We start from the raw sequence: 23213 nt of genomic DNA, 5'->3' as shown, positions 1-23213 counted from the left end.
GAAAGTTAATATGAATTATTTTTCGTAATTTTTAACGATTATTTTCAACCTGTTATGTTCGATAAAATAAAAGAATTAACAAAAGACACTGTCATTTACGGCATCAGCACGATAGTGGGAAGATTTCTGAATTTCCTTCTCGTGCCGTTTTACACGAATGTATTCGAGCCCCGGGACGTCGGCATCTATTCGAACATTTACGCCTACATTGCATTTTTGAACGTCGTGTTTATCTACGGAATGGACGCCGCATTTATGAAATATAATTCAGCGGCAGACGAAAAAGACAAAAAACTTACATATTCAACCGCTTATATATTTTTGACGTTTACATCGTTAACTTTGTCCGTTCTCCTTTATTTGAGCAGAGACGGTATGATCCGTCTGATGGAAATTCCGCATTCGTACGAGCATCTTTACAACTATCTGATATTCATAATTCTTTTCGATACGCTGGCGATAGTGCCCTTTGCAAATTTACGTTTGCAGCGTAAGTCGCTCAAATTCACTTTGATAAAACTCGGCAACATTTCGTTGAACATTGTTCTCAATCTTGTTCTAGTTCTTAGATTAAAGATGGACATTGAAGCAATATTCATAGCTAATCTGGCGGCATCGGCTTTTTCGTTAATCGTATTGCTGCCCGATATATTCAGAAACTTTGAATTTCGCGTCGACGGAAATTATCTGAAACTGATGTTAAAATTTGCAATACCTTATTTACCTGCAAGCATGGCGGCGACGCTGGTGCAGGTGGTAGACCGTCCGATTGTGCTGGCTCTGACCGACGAGAAAACTCTCGGTATTTATCAGGCGAGTTACAAACTCGGAATCTTTATGATGCTGATCGTTCAGATGTTCCAGTTTGCCTGGCAGCCTTTTTTATTGATTAATTCAAAAGAAGAAAATGCCAAAGAAATTTTTTCAAAAGTTTTGACTTTGTTTCTGATAGCCGCGTCCGTAATGTGGATTGCATTGTCGTTATTCATTGAAGACATAGCCACAATTCGTTTCTGGGACGGAGTGAGTCTTATCGGATATAAATACTGGAGCGGCTTGGCTATTGTCCCGATAATATTGCTAGCTTATATTTTCCACGGGATGTATGTCAATTTTCAGGCGGGTCTGTACATTGAAGAAAAAACGAAATATTTTCCGATAGTGACGGGAAGCGGAGCGGTTGTAAATATTGTCTCGAATTTTTTGTTGATACCTTTTTTAGGAATCATGGGTGCGGCTCTGGCTACTCTTTTCAGTTATATTACAATGGCTCTCACTCTCTTTTATTTTTCTCAAAAAGTTTACCGTATTAAATACGAATACGGAAAAATTGCAAAATTACTGTTGTTGATTTTCGCCGCCTCGGCAGCCTATTATTTTTTATATTACCATAGCTTACTCAACGTATATATCAAAATCATTATGCTGGCTGCATTTTTGACTTTGTTGTTTATTGCAAGGATTGTTGATATCAATGAATTGTCCTATTTGACGAAACGCATCGTAAAAAGGAAATAAATTCCCCCTAAATTTTTCTTTTAATTTTTGTACCTTTGCCAATAAGCTCTCTAGATTTTAATTACAGACCTCGCAATAAATTGTGGAACTATTGTGGACAAAATTCAAATTAAAATTCAAAGAATAGACAAAAAATTTAACGACATAGAATTGCCCGTTTATGCCACGCCGGGAAGCAGCGGACTCGATTTAAGAGCCGCCGTAGAAGACAAACTGGTGATTGAAAAAGGAAGGGTCGCGCTGGTGCCGACAAATTTACGCGCGGAAATTCCCGAAGGATACGAAATTCAGATAAGACCGCGCAGCGGTTTGGCGGCGAAGCACGGTATCGGAGTTCTGAATTCCCCCGGCACAATCGACTCGGATTACAGAGGCGAAATTAAAGTGATTCTCTTTAATTTTGGTGAAACGCATTTTGTGATAAACCGCGGCGACCGCATAGCGCAAATGGTTATATCAAAAGTTTATTATGCCGATATTCTCGAAACCGAAGAACTTACCGAAAGCAAACGGGGAGAAGGCGGTTTCGGGCACACGGGCAGCAAATAAGGAGAAGTTTATTGATGTCGGATTTTGTACATCTTCATAATCACTCGCATTACAGTTTGCAGGACGGCGCCTGCAGAGTCGAAGACCTGATTGAAGCGGCGGTTAAAAACGACATGCACGCTGTGGCATTAACCGACCACGGCGTTATGTACGGCGTGCTTCAATTTTATAAAAAGGCGGTTAAAGCCGGAATCAAACCGATCATCGGGATGGAAGCTTATGTCGACTTCGAAAAAAGCCGGTTCGAAAAGAAAGCCGACGCCGCCGACGGCAGAAAACGCTCGAAGCACTATAACCATCTTCTGCTTCTTGCCAAAAACGAAGTCGGCTATAAAAATCTTATGAAAATTTCCACCATCGGTCATACGGAAGGATTTTATTATAAGCCGCGTATCGACTGGGAAATTTTAACCAAATACAAGGAAGGTTTGATTTGCACTTCCGCATGTCCTGCAGGTCCAATTTCTACACCGCTTATAAACCACGAATGGGATAAAGCAAAAGATACGGCGATTAAACTGAAAGAATTGTTCGGGGAAGATTTTTACCTGGAGATCCAGGACCACGGCATCGATATCGAAAAGCCGATACTCGAAGGAATGCCTAAACTGGCAAACGAACTAGGAATTAAACTGGTAGCCACAAACGATACTCATTATATCGAAAGAGAACACTCGATTTCTCATAATATTCTTATAATGCTCGGCGATAAAACAGGCAATTCGAATTATGAAGAATTGAGGTACGGCACGGATCAGATTTATTTCAAATCCGCCGACGAAATGAAAAAAATCTTCGGCAAATACAAAGGCGCGATCGAAAACACGCTCGAAATCGAAGAAAAGATAAATCTGAAACTCGAGTTCAAAGGGCACCATTATCCGATCTTTCCGATACCCAAAGATTCCAAAGCAAAAACGCTCGAAGACTACTTGACTCAACTGGCTTATGAAGGTTTGCACAGAAGATTTAAAAAGATTACGCGTGAAATAGAAGACAGAATGAAATATGAACTCGACGTAATCATTAAAATGGGTTACGCCGGTTACTTTTTGATAGTTCAGGATTTTATAAACGCATCCAGGAAACGGGGAATTCCGGTCGGACCGGGAAGAGGGAGCGCCGCCGGCAGTCTTATTGCATACGTACTCGGCATTACGAACGTTAATCCGCTTGAATATGACTTGCTTTTTGAGAGATTTCTCAATCCGGAAAGAAGATCGATGCCCGATATCGACGTCGACTTTGCCGACGATAAAAGGGGCGAAGTCATCAGTTATGTCAAAGAAAAATACGGCGAAAATTCGGTAGCGCAAATTATTACTTTCAACCGTTTGTCTTCAAAACAGGTTATCAGAGATGTAGCCCGCGTTTTGAAAATTCCGATTCCTCAGGTGGATAATATCACCAAATATATTCCCTCGAAATTCGGAAAAGTTTATTCGATCGACCAGGCGTTGAAAGAAGTGCCGGAATTAAAGTGGCTTAATAAAACCGACGACCCGATGATGAAGGAATTGATAAGACATGCCAGAATTCTCGAAGGAATGAACCGCAACGCTTCGAAACACGCCGCCGGAGTTGTGATTACGCCGGGCGACGTTAGCGATTACGTACCGCTTGCCATCTACGGCGACCAGGGCGAAACCGCTACCGTTACGCAATTTAATATGAAAGACCTTGAAGACGCCGGACTTCTTAAAATGGACTTCCTCGGTCTCGATACGCTTTCGATTATCAGAGATACAATCGACCTCGTAAAACAAAACCGCGGGATTGAAATCGATATTGAGAACATACCTACGGACGACGAAAAAACTTTTGAACTCTTCGGCAAAGGACAAACGACGGCGGTCTTTCAATTTGAATCGGCTCCGATGAGAGAATACTTGCGCAAACTGAAACCGAACAGCATTAAAGACCTTGCGGCAATGAACGCTCTTTATCGCCCGGGCCCGATGGAATATATCGACGATTTTATCGACAGGAAACACGGCAGAAAAGAAATTAAATATTTGCATCCGGTGCTCGAGCCGATCCTAAAAGAAACTTACGGCATTATCGTTTATCAGGAACAGGTAATTCAGATTGCAAATAAAGTCGCGGGGATGAGTCTTGCCGAAGCCGACTTACTGCGCAGGGCAATGGGCAAGAAAGACCTCGAGGCAATGAAAGAGCAGCGCGATAAATTTATCAAAGGCGCCGTTGAAAATAATATCGATAAAAAAATTGCAGAAGAGATTTTCGAAGCTATCGACAAATTTGCAAATTACGGATTTAACAAAAGTCACGCGGTCGCCTACAGCGTTGTGGCTTATCAAACGGCTTATTTGAAAGCTCATTATTTGGAAGAATTTCTTGCCGCCAATCTTTCGAATAAATTCGACAATACAGATAAAATTACAATTCTTCTCGACGACTGCCGTAAGCTCGGCGTTGAAGTGATGCCTCCGGATATTAATCATCCTACGGTTAATTTTCAGGTTAAAGACAAAAAGATAATTTTCGGAATGGCGGCAATCAAAAACGTCGGCATTCAAGCAGTTGAAGAAATCAAAAGAGCGCACGAAAGTCTGGGCAGAGATTTTACAAGCATCTACGACTTTTGCTCTCACGTAGATACTCGAATTGTAAATAAAAGAGCTATTGAAGGACTTGTGCTGGCGGGCGCTTTCGATTCCCTCGGAGGGACTCGCGCTCAACACTTTGCGGCTATCGAGGAAGCCATCGATATCGGCGCGAAAATCAAGAACGCGCGCGAATCGCATTCCAACAGCCTCTTTGCGGACGCCTCCGAAGAATTTACATATGAAGAACCTCAATTACCGGACGTCGAACCCTGGGACAGCAAAGAGAGACTTGCAAAAGAAAGGCAGGTGCTCGGTTTTTATCTGAGCGACCATCCCCTTAACAAATACGATATCGAATACAGGTCGTTTGCGACTTTTCAACTCGACGCCGAACCCAATTCGATACCGAAGGATATCGTAAGAGCCTGCGGAGTAGTTACGAACGTAAATATCAAGACCGATAAGAATGGCAATCAGATGGCTTTCTTCCGGCTCGACGATTATTACGGCAGCTGCGAGTGTATAATGTTTTCGAAAGCCTTCAAAGAATTCGGAAAATTGATCGAATCCGAATCGACGGTTATTATTATCGGAAAGGCGGAAAGCAGCGGCGACGCCGTTAAACTTCAAGTGGAAGAAGTTTACGACCTTGCCGAAGCGAGAAAAAAATTGACTAAACGGCTCGGTATTATTTTGAATTCGAAAACGCACGACGAAACGACGGTTGATAAACTGCATAATCTTTTTGATAAATTCAGCGGCAATGTTCCCGTCATTATCAGAATTAAAGACAACGGCAATCATACCGATTACATAATCGACTATCAAATTGAACTGAACGACGAGTTAATTGAGGAATTGTTAAAACTTCTGGGCGCCGATAACGTTATTTACATAACGTCATAATAAAAATTTATTAATTAAGAAAGATTTGAATTGTTTTTTCATTTTCTTAAGTTTGCACCACATCTAACAATTAGGGGAAGGTAAATGAAAAAGAAGTGGGCATTAATTTTAGGCGCTTCGAGCGGTTTTGGCGGCGCTTCTGCAGTCGAGTTGGCTAAAGCCGGCTACAGTATTTTCGGAATTCATCTCGACCGCCAGGCGACAATGCCTAATGTTCATAAAATTATTAAGAAGATTGAAAAAGAAGGACAGCAAGCCGTCTTCTTTAATATAAACGCAGCAGACCACATTAAAATTAACGATACGCTCGACGAAATCAAAGAACGCTTTGCCTCCGATAAAGAGAGCGATAAAGTTCATGTGTTGATTCATTCTCTGGCTTTCGGAACTCTCAAACCTTATATCGGTTCGAGTCCGTCCGAATGCATAACTCCCGCTCAAATGAGTATGACTCTCGATGTTATGGCGCATTCGCTTGTTTACTGGACTCAAGGATTAGTATTCCGGAACCTACTTGCCGAGCGAGGACGTATCTTTGCATTGACAAGCGCCGGCTCGCACACCGTAATTCCGAATTACGGAGCGGTATCTGCGGCAAAAGCCGCGCTGGAATCTCATATCAGGCAGTTGACCGTTGAACTTGGAAGCATGAAAGTGGCTTGCAATGCTATAATGGCGGGCGTAACCGACACTCCCGCAGGGCGTAAAATTCCGAACTTCGATAAGATGCTCTACTCGGCTGAACAAAAAAATCCGCAAAAACGACTCACTACGCCTGAAGATGTAGCCAGAGCAATCGTAGCTCTATGCGACGAAAAATGCGACTGGATTTCGGGCAATGTGATCGGCGTCGACGGCGGCGAATACATAGTAAATTATATCGGCGATAAATCAAGCCATAAATAGATACAGGACGTTAAAATGAATGAATTCGCCTTTACTGAAGAGCAAAATATGCTCCGCAGCATGGTAAAGGATTTTGTCGATAACGAAATCAAACCGATTGCTGCGCAAATCGACGCCGAAGAAAAAATTCCCGAAGCCCTGATTAAAAAATTGGGAGAATTGGGATTGCTCGGTATTTCATTTCCCGAAGAATACGGCGGAGGAGGTTTCGGGGAAGTAGGATATTGTATTATGCAGGAAGAAATAGCGCGCGGATGTATGTCGACCGCGACTTTTATCGGCGCTCATCAATCGATTGGCGCAAATGTAATTTATCTCGGCGGAAATGAAGAACAGAAACAGAAATATCTGACCCCGCTTGCAAAAGGCGAGAAGATCGGAGCTTTTTGTTTGACTGAGGCTCAAGCCGGCTCCGACTCGTTTAATCTGAAAACGCGCGCTCATCTCGACGGCGACGAATGGGTGATCAACGGCGAGAAGCTCTGGATTACAAACGGGGGAATAGCGGACATAGTTTCGGTTTTTGCCAGAACCGAAAAAGGAATTACGGCATTCATAGTCGAAACAGACCGGCCGGGATTTTCCGCAGGACCTCCCGAAAAGAAGATGGGCATTAAAGGCAGCTCCACAAATCCGATTACGTTCGACAACGTAAGAATTCCGAAAGAAAATATGGTGGGTCAGGAAGGCAGGGGTTTTATACTTGCCATGAAAACGTTGGACGCAGGCAGACTCGGACTCGGAGCCGCATGTCTCGGAGCTTCAAAGGAACTTCTCGAACTTTCCACTCGTTACGCAAAACAGCGAAAACAATTTGACACTACGATTGCCAATTTCCAGGCTATACAATTCATGCTTTCGGAAATGGCGTCTCTCATTTACGCAATGGAATCGATGGTGTATCGTACCGCGGTCGATTACGATTTGAAAAAAGACATTTCGCATCAATCGGCAATTGTAAAATTATTCTGTTCCGAAGCGCTCGACAGAATTGCCGATTACGCCGTGCAAATTCACGGAGGAATGGGATACTCGCGCGAAATGCCGATTGAAAGGTTTTATCGCGATTCGAGAATCAACAGAATATTCGAAGGCACTAATGAAATTCAAAAGGGTATAATAGCCCGTCATGTTTTAAAGAAAAACGGTAAAATATAAAAAGGAGTAGTCATGAAACCATTTACATTTACTGATGGAAATTTCGAAGCGGAGGCTTTGAAATCGGATATACCTGTAATAGTCGATTTTTGGGCTGCCTGGTGCGGACCTTGCAGAATGATTGCGCCGATTATCGAAGAACTTGCCGAAGAATACGATGGCAAGGTCAAAGTGGGCAAACTCGACGTCGACGAAAATCAACAAACGGCAATCAAATACGGCGTAAGAAGCATTCCTACAGTGCTCTTCTTTAAAAACGGCGAAGTGGTAGACACTGTTATAGGAGCCGTCCCGAAAAGCGTTTTTGTGGAAAAATTAGAAAAACTTTTGGGATAGTAAAATAAAATTATTAAGAAAAACGTTTTAATATAGCTTACTTAGTTAAATCAAAAAGAATTATTTTCTGTGTTCTAAAGTTGTTTGTCAAAAAAATATTGATACTTAAGTATCGAGTAGATAAATTTGTACGGTTGTGTAATTATTTTCGAAAATACTTTATAATTAGCTTGACAAAATTAAAGTTATTCTTTTATATTAGTAACGCTTATTATAAAGCAAAGCGAAAAAGGAGCTTTTAAGTGTATTTCTCTTATCTAGGGCTTGTTGGGATTTTCAAATAAATTCCTTTTTCTCACAAAATTAGGAGGTAGCTATTGCAAGTTATGTTTACTGAATTACCTTTCAGATATCCTTTCTTTTATAAACCAACAAATTAAGGAGTAAAGTATGCATCGAAGAATTTTATACTTTTTGCTATTTCTTACTCTTATTCCTGCGCTGCTATCGGCGGGAACAAGAGGTAGGATTAAAGGAAAAGTAGTAGATATGCAAACCGGAGACCCGTTAATCGGCGCCAACGTAATCGTTATGGGAACAACGATCGGCGCTGCAACGGATGCAAACGGCGAATATCTGCTAATCAACCTGGAACCCGGCGTCTATGAAGTCAGAGCTTCATATCTGGGTTATCAAACCGTTACGGTTTCTAACGTACGCGTTAGCGCCGACCTTACTACTGAACTCGATTTCGAACTGCCGAGCGAAGACATACAGGTGGGCACGGTTGAAATTGTCGCCCAGAAACCATTGATTCAAAAAGATAACACAAACGCTATACGCGTAACTACAAGCGAAGACATTCAAGCTTTGCCGGTGCGCGGCGTTAACAATATTATCGGTTTGACCGCGGGCGTTACTTTACAGAACGGCGAAATTTACATCCGCGGCGGTCGTAACGACGAAGTCGGATATTATCTGGAAGGTGTCTCTATTAAGAATCCAATTACAGGTAGAAGAGGCGTTACTATATCGCAGGACGCTCTGGAAGAAATTCAGGTGCAGGCGGGCGGTTATACCGCTGAATTCGGCGGCGCCAATGCCGGTATTATTCGTCAACAATTCAAATCCGGCGGACCTCAACTTAAAGCAAGCTATGAATATATTACGGACAACGTAACATTCAAGAGCAAAAGCGACGCATTCGACGGCGAAAAGCGTCTCGGCGCTCACTGGTGGGGATACAATGAACAAAGCGCTACGTTAAGCGGTCCTCTCTTCTCAGACAGAGTTAAATTCTTTACAAACGTTAATTACAGATACGACAGAGATCCCGAACCGCAGCCCTGGCCGGGAATGAATCTCGGAGTCATAAGCGACCCGATTTCAAATGATACAATTGATTTTTATTACCCCGCAGGTCCTCTTAAAGGACAACAACGCGAATTTATTACTTATACGGGTACGCTGAATTTTGATTTGAAGCCAGTATTGATAAGACTCTCGGGCACTTTTACAACTGCAAACGGCGCAACCTCGGCTTACAGCGCTATTCAGGATTTGCTTCAAACAAGAAGAGGTAAATACGAATCGAACGACGGCGCATTAAACCTGAAAATTACTCATGTGCTTACTCCTTCGATGTATTATGAAGTATCCGCAGGTTATTATTTCTCCAATTACGAACAATATACGCCGGGACTCGGTTCGAATATCTGGGTATACGGCGACAGCGTGGCTAATGCCGAAGCCGGCTGGACTATTCCGAGAACGGCAAAAGATATTGCAAACGGAGTAGTAGGAAGATATGTAAGTCCGACTTATGCAAATATATACGGTTTCGATTTTGTAAGAGACGGAACGGTTCCTGTTGGTTACGGAAAGAACGACAGACAGGGAATTTCTCTTAATGCGTCTTTATCGTTCCTTGTCGGTAAAAATCATTCGTTTAAAGTCGGCGGCGAATATCAAACCTATACATTAAGAAACTGGTCGCTCGGCACTGTTTCACAGGTTGGACTTGCAGCATCTGTTGATCAGTTTATCAATTCCTCTAATTACGACGGTACCGAAGCTTCGTTGAACGCATACAAACGTCAGCTTCTTATTACTCGCGGCGTTAATAATTACGGTTACGATGTATTCGGCAATAAAGTCGACGACGGTTTCTTCGACGCTCCTCACAAACCTGTCTTTGCTGCCGCTTACATTCAGGACAGAATCGAATATGAAGACCTCGTTATCAACGCGGGTGTTAGATTTGACTATATCGACATCGACAATCTTAAATTGGTTGATCCTGCAAAACCAGACTTGGGTATAAATGCCACGACAGGCGAATTGTACGAAGAAGGCTGGGAAAAAGTGCCAACCTTTAGCGCGGTTAGCCCTCGTTTAGGTTTCTCGTTTCCTGTAACGGACAGAACGGTATTTCACGCTCAGTTCGGTAAATTTATTCAGCAGCCGGCTTTGAATACAGCTTACCGCGGTTTGTACAGAGTAGGATTCGAGATCAAAGGCGGTTTCTTTATTCCGCAGCCTGCCGGTTTCAATCTCAGACCTACGAGAACAACTCAGTATGAATTAGGATTTACACAACAATTGACAGACTTCATGTCGATCGATATTACCGGTTACTATAAAGACATAAAAGATCAGGTGCAATTTACACTCCAAAATACAGACCGTAATTCCGCATTCCAGAGCTATAACGTGCTGACAAACGGCGATTATGCAACGACAAAAGGCGTTGAAATTACTTTGAATATGAGAAGATACGAAAGACTGGCAATGAACGCTTCGTTGTCGTTCCAGGATGCTCGCGGTACCGGTTCTAATCCGTATTCGAACAGCGGTATTGTAGGCGCTCCTCTTGACGGTGTCACAATCTTTGTTCCGAAGTATATCAGTCCACTTTCCTACAACCAGGCATTGAGAGGAAATGTTAATGTTGATTATCGATTCGGTCCGAACGACGGTCCGGCTCTGTTGCATGATTTCGGAGTCTCCGTACTTGCAATGTTCAACAGCGGTCACCCGTTTACACGCGGTATCGGTTCCTTGAATGCGGAATCCGACGCGCGTTTCCGTCAGCCGATCGAAGCGTTGAACACATCCACGACACCGGGCGAATTCCAGGTAGACCTCAGAATCGACAAGACATTCAGACTTATGGATAAGCTTTCGTTGAACGTTTACGTTTATGTGATTAATCTCTTCGATAATCTCAACATACGCAACGTATTCCTGAGGACAGGTTCTCCTGAAGACGACGGTGTGATTTACAACCCCGAATTGTCGCAGCAGTTGATTGCAACTTACGGAGAAAAATATATTGACTTGTACAAAGCTATCAATGTCGATTATCAGCAAGGATACGGCGGAGTACCGGGTGCGGCTACTAATTTAATGTACGGACCGCCTCGTCAGATTAGATTAGGTGTTAGATTGGAATACTAATCATAAAGTTTGAAAAAAAGAGGAGTAAAACATGAATAAAAAATTAATTAAACTAATTAACTTAACGCTGATGTTGTTGGCGTTTACCGCGCTAACCTTTGCCAAGGGAGGAGGCGATAAAAAAGCCAATTCTCTTTACAAAGCGTTAGGCGAACCCGTTTATACAAAATTCAATATCAATAATATCTCTACTTGGATTAAAAACGACGGCGAATCCGATATCAATCAAAACGGCAACTCCGGATTCGTTTTCCCGAAAGGAAGTAACAGAACGGCAGTATTCCAGTCGGGTTTCCTTTGGGGCGGTAAAGTAGACGGTCAGTTCCGCGTAGGCGGTTCGGTTTATCGCCAGGGAACCGTACCTGGCAGAATTTTACCCGACGGCACTCCCGCTAATCCCGGCGATCCCGATGTAAGAATCTATCGTGTAAGAAGAGACTATAAAGACGGCGATTTAAGTGCCGAGTTGGCTGACGGCGACGGTCCTTCGATCGAAGCTATCAGAGCTCAGTACGAAAAAGACTGGAACGAATGGCCTGCAAGCCAGGGCGCTCCGTTTGAAGACGTCGACGGAAACGGACAATATAATCCCGCAGTCGACATTCCCGGCGTACCGGGCGCAGACCAAACAATCTGGTTCGTATGTAACGACTTGGATCCCGCTCAAACCGACTTTATGTACGGTTCGCTTCCGATGGGTATTGAAGAACAGGTGACAATCTGGGGGTACAATGCAACCGGCGCTTTAGGAAATATGTTCTTCCGTAAGTATATCATTATTAATAAAAATCCTGATCAAAAACCTTTTACCGAAATGTACGTGTCAATGTGGTCGGATCCTGACGTCGGCGATGCTGGAGACGACTATGTCGGTTGCGATACCACATTGAGCTTGGGTTATGCTTACAACGCTAACGCTACAGACGCAGTTTATAATCCGCTTCCGCCTCCGGCTGTCGGTTTCGACTTTTTCCAGGGACCGCTTGTAGACGGCGAAGCTGACGACGTGGCTATCTATAAAGGCAAATATGTTCAGGGTAAGAAAAACTTGCCGATGACGGCTTTCTATTTCTTCATTAACGGCGACAACGTATACAGCGACCCCGACCAGGGTCTTTATGAAACAGGTACACTGCAGTGGTATAATCTCTTCCGCGGAAGAGTTTCCACTACAGGCGATCCGTTTACGGATCCTACTACGGGTCAGCCTACTAAATTTACATTGGCAGGCGATCCAATTACGGGAACCGGCTGGATTGACGGTATGCTCCATCCGCCGGGAGACCGCCGGTTGGGTTCTGTTTCCGGTCCGTTTGAAATGGCTTACGGCGACACTCAGGAAGTTGTAGTTGCCGAAATTGCAGCCGGCGCTGTTGAAGGCGTCGACAGACTGGGCGCTGTTCAGTTGTTGAAGTTCTACGACCTGCAGGCTCAGTTAGCTTACGACAACTTCTTTAACGTTCCAACGCCTCCTCCGGCTCCTTCGGTTACAGTAGCTGAGATGGACGAAGAGGTTATTTTATCATGGGGAAGCGACCCTGCAAAAGTTAACGCCACAGAATCGTACTCCAAAGGCGGCTTCGAATTCCAGGGCTACTGTGTATACCAGCTGCCAACAAAAACCGCTCAAGCAAGCGAAGCTCGTTTGATTGCCACTTATGATATTGTCGACGGTGTGCTTAAAATTACGGACAAAGAATTCGACGCTACGGCGGGCGTTGTTTTGGACCGCGTTGTTAAATTCGGAAGCGATTCCGGAATTAAAAGATATATCAGCATTAAAAACGACGTTTTCAAAGGCGGCTTGCCTTTGAATAACGGCAGCAGATATTACTTCGCAGTTACAGCTTATGCCTATAATCCCGATCCCGAAGCTGTACCGAGAGTGCTTGAAAATCCGATGAACGTTATTGAAGTAGTTCCGCAAACTCCGAAACCCGGCGTCCGTTACGAAGGAGAAGCCGGTCAGGTTCTGGACGTTACCCATTCGGCAGGATTTAGCGACGGTATAGTAACTCCTGTAGTGGTAGACCCGACTAAATTAACGGGAGCCGAATATACAGTTACTTTCAATGTTGATGCGGAAGGTAACAAAAGTTGGAACGTTTTGAAAAACGGACAGACCGTGCTTTCGAATCAAACACACTTTGGCGACGATGATGAATTTATTATCGTTGACGGTATCCAGATCGGAGTTCAGGACGCTCCCGCTATGATTAAAGGACCCGGCGAAGGCGACGGTATGGTGGAAGTTGCATATGCAGGCGCTCCGCTCGATCCTTCGAAATACGACGCCGCAGGCGCTCCGTATAAAGGAAACAAAGTATGGCACAGTTTGAACTCTACAGGCGGCGACAGATATTACGTATCGGCAGGCGGCGGCAGCGGCACTATCGATCGTCTCTATCGCTATGTCGATTTTGCTGCTCCGTATGATTATGAATTCAGATTTACCGAAAACGGCGGTTATGCAGTTTTTGCATTTACAGACGATAAAATCGCTAAAGTTCCGTTTGAAATCTGGAACATCGGTATCGGAACGCCAGACGATCCGTCCGACGATGTTAGAATGATACCTTTCTTAGTTGAAAATGTAGAAACGTCCGACCAATGGGGATGGGCAACCGGAGAAGATCCGTATTTCGGTTACCCCGCTTCCGACTGGGTCTATTGGATGGATCCGAAAGACAAAACCCCCGGTCAGTCCGGATATCTGCAATTTGAAAACTCGTGTCTGCAATCAGGAGGCGCAGGCGCTACATACAACTATGCGTTTGACACGGATCCGGATGCCGGCGATTATAACGCAGACTTCCACGGCGGTTTTGTTTATCCGATCGGAAGATTCATCGTATGTGAATTTGACGGCGACGGACAGATGCCACCGGCAGGAACCGTAATCAGAATTAACTATAATAAACCTATTAGTGCAGAAGATAAATATACTTTCAAGGCTCCTTCAGTTGTGAACGATCCCGAACTGGCTAAGGAAGACGTTGAAGATATCAACGTATTCCCGAACCCGTACTACGGAGTCAATCCGCAGGAAATCAACAAGTATCAGCGTTTCGTAACGTTCAACCACTTACCGCAAAAAGCCACAATCCGTATATTCAACCTTGCCGGTCAGCTGGTTAGAACGCTCCATAAAGATACGCCTGATCAATTCTTCAGATGGGATCTCAACAATGAAAGTGACCTTCCGGTAGCAAGCGGATTGTACGTAGTACATATCGATATGCCGGATTTAGGAAAAACCAAGATTCTCAAAGTCGCTATAATTCAAGAACAGCAAATTCTTGATCGATTCTAAAAAATTGAAGGAGATTGAAAATGAAAAAAATAAATTTAATAACATTAGTGCTATTAACACTATTCACCGCAGGCAGCCTCTTTGCAGGCGGTGGTAGTCGTAATGGAACTGCCGGGGCATCCCAGCTTCTGGTTCCCGTCGGCGCGCGCGGCGTGTCGATGGCAGGAGCTACTTTAGTCGATGCTACGGGCGTTGAAGCTCTCTATTGGAACCCGGCAAATTTGGCCCGCGGCGAGTATAATACTTATGCTCTCTTTTCTCATATGAACTACTTTGCAGATATTAATGTGGAATACGGCGCAGTTTCGACAAACATCGAAGGACTCGGAGCTCTCGCATTCTCAATTAAATCAATTGCAGTCGGCGATATCCCGGTTACTACGGTTCAGAATCCAGACGGTACAGGTCAAACTTTCAGCCCTTCGTTCATCACTGTCGGTATGACATATGCTCGAATGCTGAGCGATCGTATTTCGGTCGGTCTTACTACTAATATAGTATCCGAAAAAATAGACCTCGTTTCCGCTACGGGCATTGCTTTTAACCTCGGTATCTCCTATCAAAACCTCGGAAATATCGACGGCTTGAGCTTTGCCGTTGTGTTGAAAAACCTCGGTCCTCAAATGGACTACGACGGCAGCGGTCTTAACGTAAAAGCTATTTCGACTGATCTTTCGAGACCTACCCAGTATTACAAAATCGACGCTGCATCCTTCGAGTTGCCGTCGACTCTGGAACTGGCATTGGGTTACAATTATCAGTTTAACGAGACCAACTCTTTGATCGTGAACGGCGTTTTCCAGAACAGCAACTTCTACGGCGACGAATACAGATTCGGCGCAGAATACGCTTATAACAATCTGTTCTTCATCCGCGGCGGTTATATGTTCATGCCGGAACTCGACAGCGACAGCAATACTTACGGTTTGTCCGCCGGTTTCGGTATCAACTACAATATGGGCGGTCTCGGCTTAAAACTCGATTACGCTTTCAGACAAATGAAGTTCTTCAACGACAACCATGTATTTACTGTGACTTTAGGACTTTGATTCGACTGCATAAATTAATTCAAGAAGCCCTCGAAGAGAGGGCTTCTGCTTTTTAAATAGAACATGAAAATTTGATTATCTATTTTCATTTCATTAAATATGTACAATGAAAATTATTATTGAGGTTACCCGGTAATGAAAAAATTACTTTCGATTTTTATACTTCTATTCGTTATTAAAATTAATGCCCAGGACGAGCTGGCTTTCGAGTTCGATTACGCGCGCTTCAAATACGACACGTCTTCTGTTTATGTGGAATTTTACTACGACTTGACGCCGACGAAAATGACCGCTACTGAGGACCTCCAAATTGAAGCGATCGTTCATATTGAAATTAAAGATTTGAACGCCGATACTCTGTTCTTTCAGAGAGACTGGAAAATTGCTAATACTGTTGATACCGCTAATAGTCTGAAGTCTTATACCGGCGTTGTAGGTATGGTTATCCCAAAAGGAAAGTATTCTTTATATATAAAAGCCTACGACGCGAACAAGCCTTCGTTTTATAAAGAAATCAACGAGATTATTGAGGCGGTTCCCTTTAATAACTATAAATACGCTTTGAGCGATATTCAGATTGCCGCAAACATTAAAAGAGAAGGAGCCAACCCGAATTCGATTTTCTATAAAAACACGCTCGAAGTAATTCCGAATCCCTCGATGATTTTCAGCAATAAAATGCCTGTGCTTTTTTATTATGTGGAGTTATACAATTTGAAACTTGACGACCCGAACGCCGATTTTACTCTTTACAAAGAGCTCTTCAACGGTATTGGAAATAAAGTAGGGGGACAGTCGAGGAAAATCGCTCAGAACGATAAACCTACGGTGGATATCGGATTTTTTAATCTGTCCAAACTGCCTACCGATTCCTATACGCTCAAATTAAGTTTGGTCGACAACAAAACAAACGAAGGTTACATATCGTCGAAAAGATTTTATTATTATAATCCGGATTTTGTCGATACTACTACTAATTACAGAATTAACCGGGGATTTGCGGGTAGCGAATTTGCTATAATGAACGCAGAAGATTGCGATAAAATGTTCGACCAGATAAAATATATAGCTTCGGGCAATGAAATTAATCAATATAAAAAGCTCGATTCTTTAAACGGCAAACGTGAATTCCTCTATACGTTTTGGCAACGAAGAGATCCCGACCCGTCTACGCCAATTAATGAATTCAAAGAAGATTATATGAGGCGAGTCGAATACGTTAATCAAAATTTCAGCTACTATTCGCGTCCGGGATATCTTACCGACCGCGGAAGAGTCTATCTGGTTTACGGCGAACCCGACCAACGCGACAGGTACCCCAACCAGTCGAATATGAAACCGTACGAAGTCTGGTTCTATAATCAAATAGAAGGAGGCGTTACTTTTATATTCGGCGACGTAACCGGTTTCGGGAATTACGAACTGCTCCATTCCGACAAACGCGGCGAGGTTCGCGACGACAACTGGCAATACAGATTAAGAACCACTCAATAAGAATGCCCGACAAAAATAAAATCGAATACTTCCTTTTCAGAAGTCTGGTAACGCTTTTTAATAATATAGGTCTTATTCGTACCAGAAAATTGGCGCGGTTAATCGGCTATCTGTTTTATTATCTTATACCCGTCAGGAAATCGACGGTTCTGAACAATTTACGCAAGGCTTTCCCTGAAAAATCCGAAAAAGAAATTCATAAAATAGCCAGGCAAAACTATCTTCACATGTCGATTACATTTGCCGAGTTGATGATTTTACCCTCACTCGAAGATTCCGAAATAAAAAACGAAATTGTCTTTGACGACAGATCGCACATCGAGGAAGTAATTAAAAACGATAAAGGAACGATTTTATTGACCGGTCACTTCGGAAATTGGGAAGTAATTATGTCGGCGTTGGCGGTAAATATTCAAGCCGTTTATAATGTCCTTGTTAAACCTCAGAGGAATATCTATATAACCGAATGGCTCGAACGCACGCGAAAGCGAGGCAACGCAAAGGTTATTCCCGTGGGGCTTTCGGTAAAGCAAATTTTCAGCGCTTTGAAAAACGGCGAAGTGGTTGGTATTGCCGGCGACCAGCGAGGACCGGCAGACGCGCCCAGATTCCGATTCTTTAATGTGCAGACGGCTTTGAATACGGGCGCCGCAGCTTTCGCGCTAAAAACCGGCTGCGATATCCTGTTGCTTGTTGCCGTTCGCCAGCCGGATTTCAAATATAAAATCTACGCCAATAGAATGGATTACGATGCGCTGACAGGAAGTTACGACGATAAGGTAATTGCCATAACTCAAAATTACATATCTTTTCTCGAATGCTACGTGAGAAAATATCCTTCCCAGTATTTCTGGATGCATAAAATATGGAAATACTGAACGGGAACGAAAAAATACTGGTTATTCAAACCGCTTTTCTGGGCGATTCAATCCTGACGCTCCCCCTGATTCAGAAATTAAAAGATACTTTTCCCGAAAGCGTTATTGACGTTCTTACAATTCCACAATCAAAACAAATTTTTGAAAGCTCGCCATATGTGAACGACCTTATTTTATACGATAAAAGAAGGGACAGGTCGTTGAAAGCTTTGTTTCGAGTAGTTAAAGAAATACGAAACAGGAAGTATACACGACTCTATTCGCCTCACCGTTCTTTTCGTTCGTCGCTAATTGCATTGATGTCGGGAATAAGATTCAGGTCGGGATTCGATAAAGCCGTAATGAGCTTTGTATATAATTACCAAGCTCAATACGCTGAAGCTGTTCACGAAGTTCAAAGGAATCTCAGACTTGCCGGTTTTGATAATAGAGACGATTCCTGGAAAATATTTCCGGAATTTTCAATTGAGGAAAAAGTATTTGTAAAAATAAAATCATATTTGCCTTCTTCGGAAAGGAAAGTAATTTGTATAGCGCCGGGTTCGGTCTGGTTTACCAAAAGATATCCGCGCTTCGACGAAGTGATAAAAATGCTAATTGAAGAAGATTATTTTGTCATTTTGATTGGCGGCGGGGAAGACGTTCCGCTTTGTGAAAGACTGAGCGAGGGTTACGGGGAATCGGATCTAATTTCATTGGCGGGAAAATTAACTGTGGTTGAAAGCGTTGCGTTGCTGATGAACTGCCACGCTCTGATATCAAACGACAGCGCTCCGGTGCATATGGCAATGGCAACCGATACGCCCGTTGTTGACGTCTATTGTTCTACAATACCCGATTTCGGTTTTTATCCTTACACGCGTTTCAGTTCGGTTGTTTCTTACGACGGACTCGAATGCAAACCGTGCGGCATCCACGGGCATAAGTCGTGCCCCATTAAAACGTTCGATTGCGGACATCTGCTCGATCCGGAATTAATTATTAACGAAACGGAACGTCTTCTGATTCAAAAGCAAAAATCGATCTAAATTGTTATTTTAAGAACGTGTTTATACGGAACTATTGATGAACTGGCTTAACTTTAAAAAACTGAAAAAAATTTTTTTCCTGCTTACCCCGAACATTCCCGATTCGGGCACAAAGACCTACAAGCTCAGTTTACTCCGCGCAAGCGCGTATGTTTTTATTTATACCGTCGTAGCCTGGTTCTTTCTGATTTTTATACTTTCTGTAACTCCTCTCAAAAATTTTATGTTTGTTCTGGACAATCAGGAACTTAAATTACAGCGCGAAAAGATAAACGAACTTCAGGGTAAAGTAAATTTTCTTACGTCTCAACTTGAAAAGATAGCGTCGACGAACGATAAATTAAAATATGCCATGATGCTGGCAAACGCCGATTCTTCCGATACAACGCGGGCTCTTTACGATTCCCTCAGGAAGAATATTAAAAGAAAAATCGAGCCGGGAGGCAATATTCTGAAAGCGCTTTCGTTATTATACTCTAAATTTATAGAAGAGAAGACGGATACCGACAAATCGATTTCTTTTTTCGCGCCTGCAAGAGGCGTTATTACGAATAAATTCAATCCCGCCGAAGGGCATTTGGGACTCGATTTGGGTTTAAAGGAAGGAACGCCGGTTTATGCCGCCGCTGGCGGATTGGTAGTCTTTGCCGATTATACGATAGAATACGGATACACAATGATTATTCAACACGACGACGATTATATTTCAATGTACAAGCATTGCGCAGCTCTTTTGAAGAAACCGCAACAATATGTGGTCGCCGGCGAATTAATCGCTCTAAGCGGAAACTCCGGCACGAAGACTACGGGACCGCACCTCCATTTTGAACTCTGGTTCAAAGGCAAACCGGTCGACCCGGAAAAATATATTCAAATAAAATAGGAGACCCTATGGCATTGAAAAAGGAAATTCATGAAGAAGAAGTAAGCATTATAAGTAACGGAGTGAAAATAGAAGGCAATATTAACAGCGAGGGGAATGTAAGAATTGACGGAATAGTTAAAGGGAATCTCTCCGTTAACGGAAACTTAACTATGGGCGAACAAGCGCAGGTTATCGGGGAAATTAAAGCCCGTAACGTTATTACAAACGGAAAGGTGGAAGGCAAAATAATGGCTGCCGAAAAATTACGCCTGGAGTCGAAAGCAGTAGTCAAAGGCGATATTGTCTCCAGAGTGTTGATTGTGGAAGAAGGAGCGGTTTTCGACGGCAACAGCAGTATGAATGCCTCAAAACAAACGGATGAAAAAAAACAATAATAAACTGACCGAGACCTATAAAAATGTCAGTCCGTATCTCGGATTGGGTACGCAACTGGCTGCCACTATTATTTTAATGTTCTTTTTGGGTAGATGGCTCGACAAAAAATTCGATTTACATCCCTGGCTGACGATAATTTTTTCGTTTTTCGGGGGATTTGCCGGCGTTTATAATTTTATTAAAGCTGTTATGACTCTGAACAAGAAAAAAAATAATGATTAAATCGACAAAAAATATATTGATTCTCTATCTAATTTTGAATCTGGCGGTAATTGTTCTCTTCCTTACGGATACGATTGATACGGGTCTTTTTATCTCAATTATGACGCCCAGCGGAATCGTTTTGGCAAATTTTATTATTTTCTCGATTTTATATAAAAAATCGGACGGTAAATCTAACAAAAATTTCCTTCTTTATAACCTCGGAGGAATGGTTTTCAGGATGGTTTTTGTTTTGCTCCTGATTTTTCTTTCTTTAAAATTCTTGAAAATTGATAAATATGGGTTTATATTTGCATTCTTTATATGGTATATTTTGTTTTTGATAGTAGAGATAAAAGCCGTAAAGGCGAAAGCGGACGCAATAAAAGGCAAATGATTCATTATGTGGTATAATACCTCTGCAGTAACGGACACTTTAAAAGCGGCGGAATCGGGAGGAAATGATTCCGGCTGGATAATGCACCATATACTCGATTCAAGGGAACTCGATTTCGAGCCTTTTGGCGTTATCCATCTGCCGGAAATCCATCTTTTCGGTATCGATCTGTCGATTACGAAACACGTAGTATTTATGTGGCTTGCCGCGTTGCTGTTGATTTTGATCTTCTGGAAAGTTTCGAAAGCCTACCGCAAATCGAAAGTGCCGCACGGAATTTCAAATTTGATGGAAGTTCTGGTCGTTTTCGTACGCGATGAAATTGCGCGTCCCACGATCGGAAGCGGATACGAGAGATTCTTACCGTATCTGTTAACCGTCTTTTTCTTTATACTTACTTGTAATTTTCTGGGGCTGGTGCCCTATGCCGCCACTGCCACAAGCAATATAGCCGTAACTGCTACTCTGGCTACAATGTCGTTTATTGTAATTCAGGTCGGCGGCATGATTAAAAACGGCGTTTTCGGTTATTTTAAAGGGCTTATCCCGCACGGTATTCCGTTCTGGCTGATACCGATTATGTTTGTTGTGGAAATATTGGGATTGTTTACAAAACCGTTTGCATTGGCTATTCGTCTTTTTGCCAACATGACTGCGGGACATATTGTGATTCTGGCGTTATTGGGACTAATTTTTATTCTTAAAACATATATCGTTGTGCCTGTATCGGTTGCCTTTGCTCTCTTTATCTATTTGCTGGAAATTCTGGTCGCTTTAATACAGGCGTATATTTTTACTATGCTTTCATCCTTGTTTATCGGGATGGCATATCATCAGGAACATTAATTAATAACAGATATTAAAGGAGGAATTAAATGGATTTCGCATACTTAGCAGCCGGTTTCGGAGCAGCTTTAACAGTTATCGGCGGTGCATTCGGCATCGGTAAATTAGCCAGCTCCGCAATGGAAGCCAGCGGTCGTCAACCCGAAGCGGCAGGCGACATCAGAACTTCTATGATTATTGCAGCCGCATTAATCGAAGGTATTTCGCTTTTTGCGCTGGTTATCTGTATTCTTCTGGCGCTTAAATAATTCTTTGCTCTTTTTATTTAAGGAATATTTATAATGATACTTGGAAAGACTTTAGGTTTGCTTCTCTTCAGCGCCGGCGAAGCTCCGGGCAGTCCTCTTGACGTTAATCCCGGACTAATTATCTGGACGCTCGTAACCGTAGCTCTGTTGTTGATTATTTTAAAGAAGCTCGCTTGGAAACCGATTCTTAATTCCTTAAATGAAAGGGAAAATTTTATTCGGGAATCTCTCGAAAAAGCGGAAAAAGCAAGAATCGAAGCTGAAAAACTCTTCGAGCAAAACAAAGAAAATCTCAAAAAAGCCGAAGCCGAAGCTCAAAAAATTATTGAGCAGGGACGCCAGTATGCCGATAAATTGAGAGAACAAATTCTCGAAGACAGCAAACAACAGGCAAAAAGAATGATCGAAGAAGCGGCTCAGGAAATTGAACGTAAAAATGCGGAGGCTTTTTCCAAATTGAAAGACCAGGTTGCCGATATTGCCGTTTCGGCGGCAGAAAAGATTTTAAGAGAGAATCTCGATAAAGAAAAACAAATGAAAATTATAGCCAAGTATCTGGAAGACCTGTCGAAGAACTGATATGAGCGTTTACAGAGTTGCATATCGTTATGCTAATTCGCTTTTCGGACTGTTGCTCGAAAAAGCTAAAGACAACGAGGCTTTGCTCGACGAAGCGGCTTCAAATGTAAGTTTGGTTTATAATACGCTTGAAGCTTCCAAAGAACTAAGAGCGATTCTGAAAAATCCCGTTGTCAAACATTCCGATAAAAAAGCGATTCTGCATTCGATCTTCGAAAATAAAACTCAGAAGCTCATTATCGATTTTATCGATTTTGTTCTTGAAAAAAACAGGCAGGATATTCTCAAAGAAATTATGCGCGAATTCCTTTCTCTCTACGACGAGAAAAAAGGAATTCTTAGAACGCGAGTGACTACCGCAGTGGAAATTCCCGAGGATTTGAAAAACCAGTTGAAAGAAAATCTCGAAAGGGTCACTCGTAAAAATGTAATTCCTTCTTACAGTGTTGACGAAAAAATATTGGGAGGATTCCAGGCTCAGTACGGCGATACTATTATCGACGCGTCGGTAAAGAGCCAATTGGAACGCCTCAGAAAAAAATTATCCGAAGATATTAGTTTATCGAACAATTAGGAA

At 42.7% G+C, this 23213-nt stretch carries 20 protein-coding genes; all 20 read left to right on the top strand.

The annotated features are described in order from the left end of the window. Positions 1 to 54 precede the first annotated feature (54 nt). Positions 55 to 1518, top strand: a complete 1464-nt coding sequence (locus ACSSWA_RS04360) for a lipopolysaccharide biosynthesis protein (protein WP_437355342.1) — start codon at positions 55 to 57, stop codon at positions 1516 to 1518. Between the two features lie 93 nt (positions 1519 to 1611). Further along, the gene (dut, locus tag ACSSWA_RS04355) at positions 1612 to 2067 is read left to right on the top strand and encodes a dUTP diphosphatase (RefSeq protein ID WP_437355341.1); all 456 of its coding nucleotides are present in this window, start codon (positions 1612 to 1614) and stop codon (positions 2065 to 2067) included. Between the two features lie 14 nt (positions 2068 to 2081). Continuing rightward, complete coding sequence (dnaE, locus tag ACSSWA_RS04350) at positions 2082 to 5543, top strand: DNA polymerase III subunit alpha (RefSeq protein WP_437355340.1); 3462 nt, start codon at positions 2082 to 2084, stop codon at positions 5541 to 5543. Between the two features lie 84 nt (positions 5544 to 5627). Then, positions 5628 to 6449 (top strand): enoyl-ACP reductase FabI, encoded by an 822-nt coding sequence (locus tag ACSSWA_RS04345; protein WP_437355339.1) that lies wholly within the window; start codon positions 5628 to 5630, stop codon positions 6447 to 6449. A gap of 15 nt (positions 6450 to 6464) precedes the next feature. Further along, positions 6465 to 7607, top strand: a complete 1143-nt coding sequence (locus ACSSWA_RS04340) for an acyl-CoA dehydrogenase family protein (RefSeq protein WP_437355338.1) — start codon at positions 6465 to 6467, stop codon at positions 7605 to 7607. 12 nt (positions 7608 to 7619) lie between these two features. Continuing rightward, positions 7620 to 7943 carry a thioredoxin gene (gene trxA, locus ACSSWA_RS04335; protein ID WP_437355337.1) on the top strand — a complete coding sequence of 108 codons (324 nt, stop codon included), beginning with the start codon at positions 7620 to 7622 and terminating at the stop codon, positions 7941 to 7943. 390 nt (positions 7944 to 8333) lie between these two features. Next, positions 8334 to 11342 (top strand): TonB-dependent receptor, encoded by a 3009-nt coding sequence (locus ACSSWA_RS04330; RefSeq protein ID WP_437355336.1) that lies wholly within the window; start codon positions 8334 to 8336, stop codon positions 11340 to 11342. 31 nt (positions 11343 to 11373) lie between these two features. After that, on the top strand, positions 11374 to 14655 hold the full coding sequence (locus ACSSWA_RS04325; RefSeq protein ID WP_437355335.1) for a T9SS type A sorting domain-containing protein: 3282 nt from the start codon (positions 11374 to 11376) through the stop codon (positions 14653 to 14655). A gap of 20 nt (positions 14656 to 14675) precedes the next feature. Then, positions 14676 to 15704 (top strand): PorV/PorQ family protein, encoded by a 1029-nt coding sequence (locus ACSSWA_RS04320; protein WP_437355334.1) that lies wholly within the window; start codon positions 14676 to 14678, stop codon positions 15702 to 15704. A gap of 135 nt (positions 15705 to 15839) precedes the next feature. Beyond that, the gene (locus tag ACSSWA_RS04315; RefSeq protein ID WP_437355333.1) at positions 15840 to 17198 is read left to right on the top strand and encodes a GWxTD domain-containing protein; all 1359 of its coding nucleotides are present in this window, start codon (positions 15840 to 15842) and stop codon (positions 17196 to 17198) included. A 2-nt stretch (positions 17199 to 17200) separates the two neighbouring features. Continuing rightward, positions 17201 to 18076: a lysophospholipid acyltransferase family protein gene (locus ACSSWA_RS04310; RefSeq protein ID WP_437355332.1), complete on the top strand. Its 876-nt coding sequence runs from the start codon at positions 17201 to 17203 to the stop codon at positions 18074 to 18076. Next, positions 18064 to 19104, top strand: a complete 1041-nt coding sequence (locus ACSSWA_RS04305; protein WP_437355331.1) for a glycosyltransferase family 9 protein — start codon at positions 18064 to 18066, stop codon at positions 19102 to 19104. The genes ACSSWA_RS04310 and ACSSWA_RS04305 overlap by 13 nt, the downstream gene beginning before the upstream one ends. Before the next feature lie 37 nt (positions 19105 to 19141). Then, positions 19142 to 19987, top strand: coding sequence for a M23 family metallopeptidase (locus ACSSWA_RS04300; RefSeq protein WP_437355330.1), 846 nt, complete (start codon positions 19142 to 19144; stop codon positions 19985 to 19987). A gap of 8 nt (positions 19988 to 19995) precedes the next feature. Further along, entirely contained in the window at positions 19996 to 20364 is a 369-nt protein-coding gene (locus ACSSWA_RS04295) for a bactofilin family protein (protein ID WP_437355329.1), read from the top strand. Continuing rightward, complete coding sequence (locus tag ACSSWA_RS04290; RefSeq protein ID WP_437355328.1) at positions 20348 to 20587, top strand: AtpZ/AtpI family protein; 240 nt, start codon at positions 20348 to 20350, stop codon at positions 20585 to 20587. Before ACSSWA_RS04295 ends, ACSSWA_RS04290 begins: the two co-directional genes overlap by 17 nt. Next, positions 20580 to 20963 carry a hypothetical protein gene (locus ACSSWA_RS04285; protein WP_437355327.1) on the top strand — a complete coding sequence of 128 codons (384 nt, stop codon included), beginning with the start codon at positions 20580 to 20582 and terminating at the stop codon, positions 20961 to 20963. Before ACSSWA_RS04290 ends, ACSSWA_RS04285 begins: the two co-directional genes overlap by 8 nt. A gap of 6 nt (positions 20964 to 20969) precedes the next feature. Next, entirely contained in the window at positions 20970 to 21809 is an 840-nt protein-coding gene (gene atpB, locus ACSSWA_RS04280) for a F0F1 ATP synthase subunit A (RefSeq protein ID WP_437355326.1), read from the top strand. A gap of 29 nt (positions 21810 to 21838) precedes the next feature. Continuing rightward, positions 21839 to 22057, top strand: a complete 219-nt coding sequence (atpE, locus tag ACSSWA_RS04275; RefSeq protein WP_014854956.1) for an ATP synthase F0 subunit C — start codon at positions 21839 to 21841, stop codon at positions 22055 to 22057. Positions 22058 to 22090: 33 nt separating this feature from the next. Beyond that, positions 22091 to 22636, top strand: a complete 546-nt coding sequence (gene atpF / locus ACSSWA_RS04270; RefSeq protein WP_437355325.1) for a F0F1 ATP synthase subunit B — start codon at positions 22091 to 22093, stop codon at positions 22634 to 22636. Between the two features lies 1 nt (position 22637). Further along, positions 22638 to 23210, top strand: a complete 573-nt coding sequence (gene atpH / locus ACSSWA_RS04265; protein WP_437355324.1) for an ATP synthase F1 subunit delta — start codon at positions 22638 to 22640, stop codon at positions 23208 to 23210. Positions 23211 to 23213: the final 3 nt, after the last annotated feature.

Origin of the sequence: Melioribacter sp. Ez-97 (genome assembly GCF_051488665.1) — a bacterium.
Lineage (GTDB): Bacteria > Bacteroidota > Ignavibacteria > Ignavibacteriales > Melioribacteraceae > Melioribacter.
This window is presented reverse-complemented; position numbering and strand designations above follow the sequence as displayed.

Bases quoted from the DNA above. Each gene is read 5' to 3' on its own strand.
- ACSSWA_RS04325 (WP_437355335.1), top strand. From the start codon at position 11,374: ATGAATAAAAAATTAATTAAACTAATTAACTTAACGCTGATGTTGTTG.
- atpF (WP_437355325.1), top strand. From the start codon at position 22,091: ATGATACTTGGAAAGACTTTAGGTTTGCTTCTCTTCAGCGCCGGCGAA.
- ACSSWA_RS04290 (WP_437355328.1), top strand. From the start codon at position 20,348: ATGAAAAAAAACAATAATAAACTGACCGAGACCTATAAAAATGTCAGT.
- ACSSWA_RS04300 (WP_437355330.1), top strand. From the start codon at position 19,142: ATGAACTGGCTTAACTTTAAAAAACTGAAAAAAATTTTTTTCCTGCTT.
- ACSSWA_RS04340 (WP_437355338.1), top strand. From the start codon at position 6,465: ATGAATGAATTCGCCTTTACTGAAGAGCAAAATATGCTCCGCAGCATG.
- ACSSWA_RS04295 (WP_437355329.1), top strand. From the start codon at position 19,996: ATGGCATTGAAAAAGGAAATTCATGAAGAAGAAGTAAGCATTATAAGT.
- atpH (WP_437355324.1), top strand. From the start codon at position 22,638: ATGAGCGTTTACAGAGTTGCATATCGTTATGCTAATTCGCTTTTCGGA.
- atpB (WP_437355326.1), top strand. From the start codon at position 20,970: ATGTGGTATAATACCTCTGCAGTAACGGACACTTTAAAAGCGGCGGAA.
- ACSSWA_RS04330 (WP_437355336.1), top strand. From the start codon at position 8,334: ATGCATCGAAGAATTTTATACTTTTTGCTATTTCTTACTCTTATTCCT.
- ACSSWA_RS04305 (WP_437355331.1), top strand. From the start codon at position 18,064: ATGGAAATACTGAACGGGAACGAAAAAATACTGGTTATTCAAACCGCT.
- ACSSWA_RS04310 (WP_437355332.1), top strand. From the start codon at position 17,201: ATGCCCGACAAAAATAAAATCGAATACTTCCTTTTCAGAAGTCTGGTA.
- ACSSWA_RS04320 (WP_437355334.1), top strand. From the start codon at position 14,676: ATGAAAAAAATAAATTTAATAACATTAGTGCTATTAACACTATTCACC.
- ACSSWA_RS04345 (WP_437355339.1), top strand. From the start codon at position 5,628: ATGAAAAAGAAGTGGGCATTAATTTTAGGCGCTTCGAGCGGTTTTGGC.
- dnaE (WP_437355340.1), top strand. From the start codon at position 2,082: ATGTCGGATTTTGTACATCTTCATAATCACTCGCATTACAGTTTGCAG.
- ACSSWA_RS04360 (WP_437355342.1), top strand. From the start codon at position 55: ATGTTCGATAAAATAAAAGAATTAACAAAAGACACTGTCATTTACGGC.
- ACSSWA_RS04315 (WP_437355333.1), top strand. From the start codon at position 15,840: ATGAAAAAATTACTTTCGATTTTTATACTTCTATTCGTTATTAAAATT.
- ACSSWA_RS04285 (WP_437355327.1), top strand. From the start codon at position 20,580: ATGATTAAATCGACAAAAAATATATTGATTCTCTATCTAATTTTGAAT.
- trxA (WP_437355337.1), top strand. From the start codon at position 7,620: ATGAAACCATTTACATTTACTGATGGAAATTTCGAAGCGGAGGCTTTG.
- atpE (WP_014854956.1), top strand. From the start codon at position 21,839: ATGGATTTCGCATACTTAGCAGCCGGTTTCGGAGCAGCTTTAACAGTT.